The organism is Microbacterium sp. UNCCL10 (genome assembly GCF_000746195.1).
Classification (GTDB): Bacteria; Actinomycetota; Actinomycetes; order Actinomycetales; family Microbacteriaceae; genus Microbacterium; species Microbacterium saccharophilum.
The window spans coordinates 1026570-1039393 of the sequence record NZ_JQKT01000007.1; the positions used below are offsets into that span (position 1 = coordinate 1026570).

A 12824-nucleotide genomic window follows, 5' to 3' on the forward strand; every position below is an offset into this window, starting at 1 on the left:
GTGGGGTGGAACGGTAAGATGGGGTGATGGCGCAGTGGACCTTTCTCACCAATCACGCCCATGTTCTGCTGTGCGTGGCAGCCAACCCGCAGATTCTGTTGCGGGACGTCGCGAGCCTGGTGGGGGTGACCGAGCGTGCGGCGCAACGCATCGTCAGTGAGCTTGAGCAGGAGGGGTACCTGACCCGGGAGAGGGTCGGGCGGCGCAACACCTACCGGCTCAACCCGGACCGTCCGTTGCGGCACCCCCTGGATCGGGGCCATCACATCGGCGAACTCCTGGCCGTCTTCTCGGCGTCGGATGCATCAGAACACGCGCCCAGCGCAGCCTGATCTCAGCCGCGCGTTCGCAAGGGCTCGCCGGTAGGCGCTACGCAGGAGGAGGGGAGCGATGGCCGAGTGGACGTTCTTGACGCATCACGCGCACGTATTGCTCGCGATTGCGGGTAACCCAGACGCGACCGTCCGTGATATCGCTGCGGTGGTCGGAATCTCTACACGCTCGGCGCTCACGATCCTCAACGATCTCGAGAACGCTGGGTATCTGGAGCGGGAGAAGCGCGGACGACGCAACCACTACGTCCTGTATCAGGACCGTCCGCTGCGGCATCCCGCGAACGCCGCGCATACCGTGGACGACCTGATCCGCGCACTGCTGGACATCCACTAGACCCGCTCGTTGTCGCTCGGCTGAACGGGCACCCGGACGCGGTCAGTGCACGAGTGCCTTGAGGGCGATCAGAGCGAGTCCCATTCCTGCCGTTGCGGCGGCGGTTGCCACCTTCACCACCGTGGAGGCATTGCGTTGCCGGGCCGCCCACCATCCCAATATGGCGAGGCTGACGACACCTCCCCACAGAGAAATGTCCACGGCGACATTCATCGAGAGTCCGAGGAACACGGCTACGGTCAGACAGGCGACCGGGACGATGAGTGCCCACAGGAGTCCTGCGGAGCGCTGCAGTCCTTCGCGGACCGCTTCCCGCCAGCTCATCGCACGGTTTCCGACGATCTCGGCGTAGACGTGTGCACCCCAGAACACGAGGACGGTCCCGATGGTGCGGGCGATGAGGACCGGCAGTGTCGGGTTGTAGAGAGAGTACGCGGAAATGAGACCCGCGGTCAGCACGGTCCCGTAAACGGCCTCCGCGTTCATTGCCCGAGACACCCACGGGTAGCGTCGGAGCCCCGCATCGAGGTCGAATCCTGAACCCTTCACCCACCCACCCTATTTCGCCGCGTAGCTGACGAGCAACCGGGATTCAGCGTAGTCGCGTCAGACGGCCGTCACGGCGGCCGGAACTCGTCCATGTGCAGAGCGTGGCTCCGGACCTGTTTCGCGAGCAGACTTGACATGAAGCATACTTCTCCTGTTTGATGGCTCGAGAAGGGGAGTAATCCTCGCTCCGCATCGTCAATACGTTCCCTCCGCGGGATCCGGTGCGCAGGGGCCCGCCAGGCCGATGAGACCTTCACGAATCTTTCGTGGAGGTCTTTGTCATGACTGTCCCTTTGTGGGCCTGGTTCGCCGTTCTGGGTGTGATCCTGGTCATGCTCGCCGTTGATCTGGTCGCGCACCGTAAGGCGCATGTGATCGGGGTGCGGGAAGCCGCGGTTTGGTCGATCGTCTGGGTGACGCTCGGTGTCGCGTTCGGTGTGCTGGTCTGGTCGCTGTGGGGGGCGGAGTACGGGCAGCAGTACTTCGCCGGCTACCTGATCGAGAAATCCCTCGCGGTGGACAACGTGTTCGTCTGGGCGATCATCTTCGCCGCGTTCGCCGTGCCCCGCGAGTACCAGCACCGGGTACTGTTCCTCGGTGTCCTGGGTGCGCTGATCTTCCGCGGCATCTTCATCGCCGCCGGTGCCGCGCTGATCGAGAACTTCTCCTGGATCCTTTACGTGTTCGCCGCGTTCCTGATCTACACCGGATGGCGGATGTTCCGCTCCCGCAACGACCACATTCACCCGGAGAAGTCCAAGATTCTGAAGGTGTTCCGCCGGTTCGTGCCGATGACCGACGCGTACCACGGGCAGAAGTTCCTTATCCGCAAGGCCGGGATCGTCGTGGCCACCCCGCTGCTAGCAGTGCTGGTGCTGGTGGAGATCACCGACATCATCTTCGCCGTCGACTCCATCCCCGCGATCTTCGCCGTCACGTCCGAACCGTTCCTGGTCTTCACTGCCAACGCGTTCGCGATCCTGGGGCTGAGGGCCATGTACTTCCTCCTCGCCGACCTCATCCACCGGTTCATCTACCTCAAGGTCGGACTCGCGTTCGTCCTGATCTGGGTCGGGATCAAGATGTTGCTTCTGGACGTGCTCTACATCCCCACCACCATCAGTCTCGCCGTGGTCGCCACCATCATCACCGTCTCGATTATCGCGAGCCTCCGCGCTACCCGCGGTCAAGGCCGCCGGGAGGTGCAGACCGAAGCTGCCGGAGCGTTCCGGCTCGCCAGCGACGAGGAGCTCGCTGCGGCCGAGCCGGTCTTCCGCCGCCGCGGCCGAGTGCCCGCAGGCCGGAAGGTGGGTTCCGATGACTGACCGTGCCGCCTCGGCGGCCCTGGCCCCCGATCCCCAGCTGGTGAGGAGGGGCCGCCGAGGTTCGACAGTGGCGGTGCTCGTTCTGCCGCTGCTTGCAGTGACCGGGATTCGCTCAGTCGCGTGGACTGTCGGTGTCGGCGACCGCTGCGGCGGACCTCTGCCGGGGTGCGGGAGCCTGCGCAACGCAGGAGACAATCCGGTCACGGTGCGTGAGGTCACCGATCAAACCGTGACGCACGTTATCGTCCCGGCGGGGCAGCGGGTCTTGCTCGGCGGCTCGAGCAACGAGCTGCACGTGGAAGCCGGCCAGTGCCTCCTCGTCGAGGGAGGCCCGTTCTGGGACGCCCGGACCGTGATCGACCGGACCGCTGAGACCACCGGGATGTCGCATCCGATAGATGACTGGGGCGCGCGCGTGCAGCTGCACCACGATGCCTGCCCGGAATGGAGCTGACCGTGATCACGAAAGAGCACGATCTATGCTTGCTGCGCTACCGTCAGCTCACCACCCCGATCGATCGCGTCGTCCTCGAAGCGCCCGTTTGGCCCAATGATCTTCGCTCGTTCGTCGGGGAAGGTGATCTGTGTGTGCACGTCGCCTTACCGCGGGAACGTGCCCGATGGAGAGTGCTGTTCACCGCGGTTCGAGTCCTCGCAGACCGCACCGCCCATCTGGTAGCACATGTCCAGCCAGAGCGGGCAGGCTTCAGCCTCGACCCGGCCGTCCTGCTGCATTCTCGCACTCGACGGCACCGCGAGATCCGCACTATGGTCCTCGCAGATGCCAGGGCTGCGGGCGTTGAGTTGACCCCAGAGCAGGTGCGCGTCGAGAGCTACTCCGCCACGCGATCTTCCCTCCGCCTCCCCCCATCAGCTGGCCGTGCCCGGGCGTGGGGAGTGATGTCCGTGGCCTGGCTCCCGCTCGCCTGGCCTTACACATGACCGGCCAACGCGCGCAGCACGAAGACACGTCCGGGGGCGGGGAAGAGGCGCACGCGCGTTTCACCGCACCCATCCGCGTGTCATGCCCCGCAAGCGCGGCTCACCTGTCGTGATTGTCCACTGACGCCCGACATCACTCACCCATCCCAAAGGAAACGCTCATGAGCATGTTCGACCGCCTCACCGCCCTGGCCCACCGGGCCCTCAACAAGACACCCCCGCCCGCACACACCCCCGACAGTGAACCGCGCGACTGGAAGAGCACACTTCGTAGTGCGGTGGACGGCATTACCGGCAGCGCGGCCGCCGCGCCCGCCCCGGACAGCGCGCCGGCGACGCCCGCCCCACCGCCCCTAGCCGGAAATCCGCTCGCCCCACCCGCCGACACCGCGACGGCGCCCCCGAAAACCGTGGGTCTGACCCCACCGCCGGCGGACGATCAGGGGTCCGAGCGTGCCGCAGTCGCCCGGTACGAATATCTACTGCGCACCGCCGAGCCTGCCCAACTGGAGCGGATCCACGCGGACGCGTTCAGCCGACTCGCGCCCGCGGAACGCAACGAGCTCCAGGCGCGACTGCGGACCGAACTTCCCCCCGCCGAACAGCCCCGCACATCCCAGCCGGCTGATCTTGCCCGCACCGCTACCCGCGCCGAGGCAGCTCACCCCGGTCTCCTGGCCGGGATCCTCGCTCGCACCCCCCGAACCGGTGCCGCCACGACCGGGCAGAGGATCGGGATGACCGCTGCCAGTGCGGCCGGCGGGCTCCTGGTCATCGTCGCCGCCGGCGCGATCGGAACCACCATCGCCGCACCGCTCCTCAACGAAGCACTCGCCGCGGGCGTCGATTTCGACGCTCTTGCCAGCACGATCGACCTGTCAGGGCTCGCCACGGGACTCGAGGGCGTCACCGCCGGGGCCGCCGACTTCACGGCCGGAGCCGCAGACAGTGTCGCCGGCCTCGAGGACGTCACCGCCGGCGCCGCCGACCTAGCCGGCGGAGCGAGCGACCTCACGGCCGGAGCCACAGACAACATCGCCGGCTGGGGAGAAAACATCAGCGGCTTCGGGGAACAACTCACCAACATCGAGATCCCACACTGGGGAAACCTCTTCGGCAGATGACCGCCGCGAACCGGGCCATCACGTCAGCGTGACCCCTTTCAGCAACTGCGTTCTCACAGCGAAGTGACAACGTCGGCTTCGCTAGAAGCCAAGCGGTCATTGCCGCGCACGATAGCCACTTTCCGAGATGCTCTCACGTCCTCAGCGATGCCCTCGAAAGGTGGCAACATTGAAGCATGATGAGCGCAGTCGCACCTTCGCTTCGCAACGCAGCGCCACCCTCCGTGACTAGAGATGAAAGGGCCTGCAGGAACGGGCGAGGTATTGCACTCGCCGGGCTCGGGTTTGGGCTTTACTTCTTGCTGATCGCCTTGCTGATGCTATTCCCAGATCCGGAAGCCAATGTCTTCGGCGTCATCTTCATCGCACTGGTAGGTGTGTTCTTCACCGTGACGGGAGCACTTGGCGTTGCTCGATCTGCCAAGCGGGTGCGAGAGTACAACGCCACTCGCGGTGGGATTGTCGCCGGCGGTTGAGAATGGGTGTCGGAGAGTGGCCGCGGACCCTACGGTCAGCTCGTCACCACCCGCGCACCACCCGCTCTCCGCTGATGAGCCGGAACCGGTCGGCATGAACTCTGGTCCATCGCTGCAATTAGCATCTGCTGGCGGCTTTCGGGTCGTGCACGTCCATGACGTTGCGGATGTACGCCCAACGGAAGGAATGGCCTGTGGGCCGGATCGCAGTAACGTTGAGCCACTCCAGGATTCACGCGGAAGTGTCGGCGACAGGAAGACTGCGCCAACTGCCAAGGCAGGACCGGATGGGTCGACCATGTCGAAACGAACAATCTCCATCGACGGGCCACTCACCGACGAGCAACGCGGCGCACTGCTGTCGATCGCCGACCGGTGCCCCGTTCACCGCACGCTCGAGGGCTCGGTGGTGGTGAGTACGAACCTCGCCGCGACCATGCCCGCGGCAGCCTAGACAGCGCGGTTCCGGGGGTGGAACCTGAAGCGGAACCGTCACGACACGCCGGATCCGCCGGTCAGTCCGATCCCCCGAGGAGGACATCATGAGCCGATTCGTTGTGCTCGACCACGCGGCTATCAGCGCATCAGAGCAGATGCAGAAATCCGAGGACGCCGGCCAGGCCGAAATGCAGGCCTGGATGGCGTGGGCGCAGAAAGTCGGGCCGGCGCTCGTCGACATGGGTGCACCACTGGGCGAAACCGCCACAGTACCCGCCACCGGCGGAGGCTCGACCGCGAGCACCGCGGTGGGTTACTCGATTCTCGAAGCGCCCGACCTGAGCACAGCTGCCGCGCTGATGGAGGGGCACCCTCACCTGCGCATCGGCACGATCCAGATTCATCAAGCGATAGCTGTTCCAGGCATGTAGCCAGTGCTCCCATGTAGCACCACCCTGCCGGGGACCGCCACAATCCGAGGGCGCTGCAAGGCTTCGCAGAACTCAATGAGGTCTGTGGACAGCGATCGACAACCGCCCCAAACCGCGATTGTCGATCCCACCAGGAGCCCACACGTCTTGCAGATCGAGGGCCGTGCGCACTGACGCGGGCACGGCGGCGCACCTCTCTGGCGTACGAGAGGCGGTGCCGGGGTGTCGGTGTCGATGCGGGTCATGAGCGCAGGGGATGGTTACAAGTACCTCCTCCGCACGGTTGCCGCGGCTGATGGGGAACGGCCGCTCTCCATCCCGCTGACCCGCTACTACGCAGAGGCGGGGACGCCACCGGGGCGGTGGCTCGGGAGCGGGCTGCCAGCCCTTGCAGACGGGCGGATCGATGCGGGATCACGGGTCTCCGAAGCCCAACTCGAGCTGCTGCTGGGGATGGGGCGCGATCCCGGAACGGGTGCGCCGCTCGGTCGGGCATATCCCGAGTACGGGGTTCCCGAGCCCAGTTCGAACAACCCGATCGATCCGCCGGACGACCAGGCCGCACCAACGCCGACTATCCGCCGCCGCGCTGTGGCCGGCTACGACTTCACCTTCTCGCTGCCGAAGTCGGCATCCGTGCTTTGGGCGATCTCTGACGCCGACACCCAAGCGAGGATCGCCGACGCTCATCACGCGGCAATCGACGACGTGCTCGCTTTCATGGAAGGCGAACTCGCAGCCACCCGCGCTGGCGAACCGGGGCGTGATGGCGCCGTCGCACAGGTCGAGGTCACGGGGTTGATCGCCGCAGCGTTCGACCACTTCGACTCGCGCGCGGGCGACCCGCAGTTGCACACGCACGTCGTCGTGAGCAACAAGGTGCGCACAGTTTTCGACGGCAAGTGGCGCTCGCTTGACGGGAGACCGCTGCACGCGGCAACGGTGGCGATCTCCGAGTTGCACAACGCCGTGTTCGCTGACCATCTGACGCGTGCGCTCGGCGTCGGGTGGGAGCGGCGCGAGCGCGAAGCCGATCGCAACCCTGTCTGGGCGATCGCAACCGTTCCCGAGGATCTCGTAGCCGAGTTCTCGTCGCGCTCGCGTCACATCGACATCGAGAAGGATCGGCTCATCGACGAGTACATCGCTGCGCACGGTCGCGCGCCGTCGAAAGTCACGGTCATCCGGCTACGCCAGCAGGCGACGCTGTCGACTCGCCCTGAAAAGCAACTCCGATCGCTCGCGGATTTCACGCAGGAGTGGCGAACCCGCGCGAGTCGGCTACTCGGCCGTGACGCGACGACTTGGGCTCGAGCCGTGATCCGAGATTCGGATGCGCCGACCCCGTTGCGCGCGGAAGACATGTCGCACAGCATCCTGAACCAACTCGCGGCGCGCGTGGTCGAGGCCGCAAGCGAACGCAGGTCCACTTGGAGTCATTGGAACCTTTACGCCGAAGCCGCGCGGCAGACGATGGGCTGGCGCTTCATCGCAACCGAAGACCGGGAGGCGATCGTGGGCATGATTGCGGATGCCGCGGAGCAACGCTCCGTTCGGCTCACGCCGCCCGAACTTGCACTCTCGCCCGCCGAGTTCCGACGTGCGGATGGCACGAGCGTCTTCCGTCCGAGGAACTCCGAGCGCTACTCGTCGATCACTCTCCTGGATGCCGAGGAGCGACTGCTCGCCGCGTCGCAATCAACCGCTGGACCGGTCGTCGGCGCTGCAACCCTCGAGCACGCCGAGCGAGCGCGCCGCAATCACGGGATCGTCCTCGGAGAGGATCAGCGCAACGCCCTTCACTCGATCGCAACCTCGTCGCGCAAGCTCGATGTCTTGATCGGGCCGGCCGGTGCAGGCAAGACGACGGCGATGCATGCTCTGCGACTCGCGTGGGAGCACGAGCACGGGCGCGGCTCGGTCATCGGGCTCGCGCCTTCCGCTGCCGCGGCTCGCGAACTTTCCGATGACCTCGGGATCGCCACCGAGAACACGGCCAAATGGTTACACGACAATCGCCAAGGGCACGCGGCGATGCGCGGCGGCCAGCTCGTCATCATTGACGAAGCCTCCCTCGCCGGCACGCTGACGCTCGATCGCATCTGCGCTGTCGCGATGCACGCGGGCGCGAAGGTCCTCCTGGTGGGAGACTGGGCGCAATTGCAGTCAGTCGATGCAGGCGGCGCATTCCGGATGCTGGTCGAAGCACGTTCCAATGCCCCCGAGCTCGCAGACGTCCATCGCTTCCGGGACGCGTGGGAGAAGGACGCGTCCCTCGATCTCCGTAACGGGAGACTGCAGGCCCTGGACTCCTACGGCGCGCACGACAGGATCATTGGCGGCGATGCCGATGCCATGTCCGATGCGGCTTACAGCGCGTGGCTACGAGACATGGCCGCCGGCATGTCGTCGGTGCTCGTCGCCGATACGGGTGAAGCGGTCGGTGCACTCAACCGACGTGCGCGCGCCGAGCTCATCCTCTCCGGGATCGTGGATGCCAGCGCCGAGGCGCCGCTGCGCGATGACGCGGCAGCATCCGTCGGCGACGTCGTCATCACCCGGAAGAACGACCGCCGACTGCGATCAGGGAGCAACTGGGTGCGCAACGGTTCGCGGTGGCGGGTCGTCGCGGTTCGTCACGATGGCTCGCTGCGCGTGCGAAACATCGACCGCATCGGGGTTCGACCTCTGTGGCTCCCTGCCGAGTATGTGGCTGAGAACGTCGACCTCGGTTACGCGGTGACCGCCTACCGAGCGCAGGGGATCACGACCGACACCGCGCACGCACTCATCGAGCCTGGAACGACGCGTGAGAACCTCTACGTCGCGATGACCCGGGGGCGAGCATCGAACACTGCCTACGTGGTCACGTCTCGTCCCGACGACAATCACTCTGCGCGTCATCCCGGCAATCGCCCGGATGCGACGGCCCGCGACATCCTCGTGGGCGTGCTCGGCCATGTGGGAGCCGAACTGTCGGCGCACGAGGCGCTCGCCACCGAGCAGGAGAGCTGGGGATCGATCGCGCAACTCGCTGCCGAGTACGAGACGATCGCGTCGTCCGCACAACGGCCACGGTGGACGAACCTCATCCACGCATGTGGACTACCAGCCGCTTTGGCCGAGGCCGCGATCGCTTCGGACGCGTTCGGTGCGCTGACTGCCGGCCTTCGACGCGCCGAAGCGCTCGGGCACGACGTCGACGCGTTGCTCCCGCGTATCGCTTCGGCGCATGGATTCGAGGATGCTCAGGATGCCGCGGCCGTGCTCCACGAACGTCTCGAGCGAGTTCTGGCTCAGCCGTCGAGTGGCAGTTCGCGGGGGAGCGGACCCCGGTTGATCGCCGGTCTCATCCCTGCAGCGATGGGCGAGGTGGATCCTGACATGCGGCGTGCCCTCGACGAACGCGCACATCTCATCGAGGAGCGCGCCACGGCGTTGGTCGAGGCCGCTCTGACGTCGCGTGAGAGTTGGACTGCGGCGCTCGGGCGCATCCCCGTCGACCCGGCGCGAGCGGGTTCCTGGCGTCGCCAGGCGAGTGTCGTCGCGGCCTACCGTGACCGGTACGCCGTTTTCGAGGATGACGCCCTCGGTGCTCCCGCGACGTCGGCGAACCAGCGAATGGATGCTGCGGCTGCAGGTGCGGCGCGTGATCGCGCGATCTGGCTGTCGCATGATGCCGCTCCTGCACAGCCTCAGCGGGCGCTCGGTCGCGCGCGTCCCGTCCACAGCATGTAGTCGCGGGTGCCGCGCACCGAGAGGCGGGCGTACCCTGAACACAGTACGGAGACCCACGCCCCAAAGGAGAGGCCTGGACGATGTTTCAACTGCTCATCGCATTCGTGAGTCGCATCTACGCGTTCTTCCAGCGGAGCATGCCGACGAACATCCTGATCCGCGCCACGCACACCCGCCGCGGCCTCAAGTGGGGCGTGCCCGCGATGATTCTCGCCGTCGTCTACGTCGTGATCGCCGCGGCGCTGGCGCAATGGGTGGCCGGCGGCGCGCCGGGTTGGATCAACCTGCTCGTGTTGGTATGCCTGTGGAACGCGCTGAAGTTCGTGGTCAACGGGCCGATCACTTTCGGCCGCTTGTTGAGGTCGCGGGCGCTCGAACGGCGCTATCGGAGCGCAGACGTGGCGCAGAAGGTGCCTCTCGAGCGCGACGCGGCAGCTCGAGACTGGCGCTGACCCACTCGCGGGGTCTTCGATAGTCGAGAGGTGCCCTCTAGCTTGAGAGGTTTCTCGCGTCCCCGTAAGCGTCGCTCGGAATCGCGAGCTTCTCGGGCATCTCTTCGGCCTCGGACTGGATTCCGGTGCGCCCGATTCGACCCACCCCGCGGAGGAAGGCCGCGACCGCCTCTCGCTCCGCTTCGCTGAGTGAGTCTGCCCGACCTTCGAGCATCAGAGCGAGAGCCTGCTCGAGCGTCGGTGAAAGGTCCTCCGCGGTGACCTCGGCGTGCTCAAGCAGCCATCGCTGTTTGGCAGCGTAGTCCTCCGCCAGTTTCAGCTGCAGTTGGGCGAGCAGCACCTCACTACGCGTCATCAGGACGGAGGGCTCGAGCTCGTCCAGTTCGTTCGACACGGGTGTGGGTGCGAGCTCATCCACCTCTTCAAGGTTCGCGACCTTGACCTCTCGTGCCTTCGCCTTGGTCTCGGCGCGCTCGAGGGCGCGGGCGCGGCGGCGCTCGGCGAGCTCGCTGTACTTCGCCTTAGCTGCAGGCGCAAGAACGTCTCGAATGAGCGGAACGAGGAGATCACGTATTGCGACGTCCGCCACTTCGACGATTGCGTCAGCGACGGCCTGCTGGCCAGGTGTGAGCTCGCGGGACGGGGCATCGGAAGTTACATAGATGGGATCGCTCTGATACCGCTCACGGAGCTCGTCCTCGTCGACAGCGCGTGACTCGGTCGGGCCAGCGACGCCCTTGGAGCTCCTGTTGCGAAGTAGATCACTCTCGAACTCGTCCGACTTCGACGAGTTCGAGCGATAGGTGTCCTTCTTCCTGCGGACAACGCGAAGTTCTTCGACGTAGTCGTCCTTATCGCTCACGTTCTCTCCTTGGTGGTGCCGGCGAAGCCCACTTTAGGGTGCAGCCCAGCCAACTCGTGGGGTCTGATGGTGCGATGCGCCAGATCAACTTAGGGCATGTGTAGGACAGATCCGCTGGCCAGGGAGCCGTTTTGGGTTGCGGCGGCACGCACTTTAGGCAACTGACCGTCGCGCGCGCGACCCCTGCGACGAGACCGGTGTGAACCCGGTTATAGCCGGGTCACTCGGGGCGCCACGGGCTTTCGATGGATCTGACCGTCGATAGGGTGACACTGTGCGTGCCTGCGCACTCGATACTGGAGGTCTATCGACGTGGCTGAGCCCTGGCTGTCTGCTGAGGAGATCGCCGCCCACTTGGGCATCACGAAGGACACGGTCTACGACTGGATCGGAGACAAGGCCATGCCCGCCCACCGTGTCGGCCGGCTATGGAAGTTCCAGGTCAGCGAGATCGACGAGTGGGTGCGTAGCGGGGGAGCGGCGCAGCACGCGTCTGACGACACGGACGAAACCTGATCGTCGCGGCTCGTCGACGCGAAGTGTCGGACGCTCGACGTATCCTGATCAACTTGCCATTTTCCAGAGGGGGTGTCTCATGAACAGCGACTCGGCCGCTGCGCCGCGCTACGCGCTCTCGTTCACCACCGGCGGCCTTCTGGAGCGTGAGGCAGCAATTTTGGCGCCCATTTACCTCTTAGAACGTGACTGGGTGAAGGTGCGCGACCTCGCACTCGACGAGAACCTCCTGCAGGCACGGACCTACCGAACGGGGGTGCGGCTCGTTCGAGAGACCGTGAAGCGCCTGTCGTCGCTCTCCGACCACGAGATTGAGATCCTCGACGAAGTCACCGCTTCGGAACGCGGCCACCTCATGTGGGCCGCAGCTTGCCGCCGCTACCACCTCATCGGAGAATTCGCCGAGGAAGTCCTGCGCGAGCGCTTCCTCACCTTGGCGAACACGGTGTCCTATGAGGATTACGACTCCTTCTACCGCGCCAAGGCCATGTGGCACGACGAGCTCGACGATGTCACCGACCTTTCCTATAAGAAGCTCCGAGAGGTGCTCTTCAAGATGATGGTCGAGGCGGGGCTGCTGACCACGCAGCGCGCAATAGAGCCCGCGCTTCTATCTGCCCGCGTCGCGGAGTGCCTCACCCAGCGCTCACCAAGCGACATCCGCTTCTTTCCCACGAGGCAGGCCTGATGCCCATGCGATCCAAGCCCACACTGGCTCAGCAAGAGGAGCACCTGTTCAAGGTGCTCGGCAGTGAGCGCTTCCTGAAAATGGAGGGCCTCGGCAACGAGGTTGCCCACTTCATCTACGACTACGACCCGACGTGGGCGCTTGACGTGGCCCAGGCCAAGAAGCGCATCAAGACCAAGCTCGACACCGAACTGGGCATCAAGGTCCTCGAGATCAATCTCTACGACCTCTGCGTCGACCTGCTCAAGGAGCGCAACGTATGGGATCGCGTCCTTGCGGCCGAACCGACGATGGACAAGCCGGACTTCCTCAAGATGCTTCAGAACATGCTCGACCCGCAGATGCACCTGGCTCCGGCGATCAAGGAGCGCATCGCAGCCGAGTCGTTCCAGATCCTCTTCCTCACGGGCATCGGCGAGGTGTTTCCGTTCGTGCGCTCTCACACCGCACTCAACAACCTGCAAACGGTCGTCTCGGCCAAGCCGATGCTGATGTTCTTCCCGGGCCGGTACGAGGTCTCGGCAACACAAGGCTCAGCGCTGGTCCTGTTCGGCCAACTCAAAGACGATTCCTTCTACCGCGCCAAGCGCATCCTCGACCAGGAAGCATGACCC

Annotated in this window: 15 protein-coding genes; 13 read left to right on the forward strand and 2 right to left on the reverse strand. The window is 65.5% G+C overall.

Annotated features, from left to right (window positions below; translation table 11 throughout):
• Window positions 1-26 precede the first annotated feature (26 nt).
• Complete coding sequence (locus tag BR85_RS05190) at window positions 27-332, forward strand: helix-turn-helix transcriptional regulator (RefSeq protein ID WP_036272261.1); 306 nt, start codon at window positions 27-29, stop codon at window positions 330-332.
• Window positions 333-390: 58 nt separating this feature from the next.
• On the forward strand, window positions 391-669 hold the full coding sequence (locus BR85_RS05195; RefSeq protein WP_028495567.1) for a helix-turn-helix transcriptional regulator: 279 nt from the start codon (window positions 391-393) through the stop codon (window positions 667-669).
• A gap of 42 nt (window positions 670-711) precedes the next feature.
• Here BR85_RS05195 and BR85_RS14850 read toward each other — a convergent pair whose 3' ends face one another.
• The gene (locus BR85_RS14850) at window positions 712-1218 is read right to left on the reverse strand and encodes a hypothetical protein (RefSeq protein WP_155947953.1); all 507 of its coding nucleotides are present in this window, start codon (window positions 1216-1218) and stop codon (window positions 712-714) included.
• 281 nt (window positions 1219-1499) lie between these two features.
• Between BR85_RS14850 and BR85_RS05205 the strand changes: the two genes are divergently transcribed.
• From BR85_RS05205 to BR85_RS05230, 8 genes are all read left to right on the forward strand, one after another.
• Window positions 1500-2543: a TerC family protein gene (locus BR85_RS05205; protein ID WP_036272489.1), complete on the forward strand. Its 1044-nt coding sequence runs from the start codon at window positions 1500-1502 to the stop codon at window positions 2541-2543.
• A 67-nt stretch (window positions 2544-2610) separates the two neighbouring features.
• Complete coding sequence (locus tag BR85_RS15385; protein ID WP_155947954.1) at window positions 2611-2997, forward strand: hypothetical protein; 387 nt, start codon at window positions 2611-2613, stop codon at window positions 2995-2997.
• A gap of 649 nt (window positions 2998-3646) precedes the next feature.
• Window positions 3647-4609, forward strand: a complete 963-nt coding sequence (locus tag BR85_RS15160; protein WP_036272264.1) for a hypothetical protein — start codon at window positions 3647-3649, stop codon at window positions 4607-4609.
• Window positions 4610-4908: 299 nt separating this feature from the next.
• Complete coding sequence (locus tag BR85_RS15390; protein ID WP_155947955.1) at window positions 4909-5085, forward strand: hypothetical protein; 177 nt, start codon at window positions 4909-4911, stop codon at window positions 5083-5085.
• Window positions 5086-5383: 298 nt separating this feature from the next.
• Entirely contained in the window at window positions 5384-5539 is a 156-nt protein-coding gene (locus BR85_RS15635) for an OsmC family protein (RefSeq protein WP_231478573.1), read from the forward strand.
• 88 nt (window positions 5540-5627) lie between these two features.
• On the forward strand, window positions 5628-5954 hold the full coding sequence (locus BR85_RS05220) for a hypothetical protein (protein ID WP_051526160.1): 327 nt from the start codon (window positions 5628-5630) through the stop codon (window positions 5952-5954).
• Between the two features lie 234 nt (window positions 5955-6188).
• Window positions 6189-9692 carry a MobF family relaxase gene (gene mobF, locus BR85_RS05225; protein WP_036272493.1) on the forward strand — a complete coding sequence of 1168 codons (3504 nt, stop codon included), beginning with the start codon at window positions 6189-6191 and terminating at the stop codon, window positions 9690-9692.
• A gap of 80 nt (window positions 9693-9772) precedes the next feature.
• Window positions 9773-10144 (forward strand): hypothetical protein, encoded by a 372-nt coding sequence (locus BR85_RS05230; RefSeq protein WP_028495572.1) that lies wholly within the window; start codon window positions 9773-9775, stop codon window positions 10142-10144.
• A gap of 37 nt (window positions 10145-10181) precedes the next feature.
• On the opposite strand, the gene BR85_RS05235 is transcribed toward BR85_RS05230, so the two are convergent.
• A complete protein-coding gene (locus BR85_RS05235) occupies window positions 10182-11006 on the reverse strand; it encodes a hypothetical protein (protein ID WP_028495573.1) in 825 nt (274 codons plus the stop codon).
• 312 nt (window positions 11007-11318) lie between these two features.
• Here BR85_RS05235 and BR85_RS05240 point away from each other — a divergent pair, with 312 nt between their 5' ends.
• The 3 genes from BR85_RS05240 to BR85_RS05250 all read left to right on the forward strand — a co-directional run bounded on the left by BR85_RS05240 (window position 11319) and on the right by BR85_RS05250 (window position 12821).
• Window positions 11319-11522 (forward strand): helix-turn-helix domain-containing protein, encoded by a 204-nt coding sequence (locus BR85_RS05240; protein WP_028495574.1) that lies wholly within the window; start codon window positions 11319-11321, stop codon window positions 11520-11522.
• A 79-nt stretch (window positions 11523-11601) separates the two neighbouring features.
• The gene (locus BR85_RS05245; RefSeq protein ID WP_028495575.1) at window positions 11602-12210 is read left to right on the forward strand and encodes a DUF1819 family protein; all 609 of its coding nucleotides are present in this window, start codon (window positions 11602-11604) and stop codon (window positions 12208-12210) included.
• Complete coding sequence (locus BR85_RS05250; RefSeq protein WP_081782671.1) at window positions 12210-12821, forward strand: DUF1788 domain-containing protein; 612 nt, start codon at window positions 12210-12212, stop codon at window positions 12819-12821. Before BR85_RS05245 ends, BR85_RS05250 begins: the two co-directional genes overlap by 1 nt.
• Window positions 12822-12824: the final 3 nt, after the last annotated feature.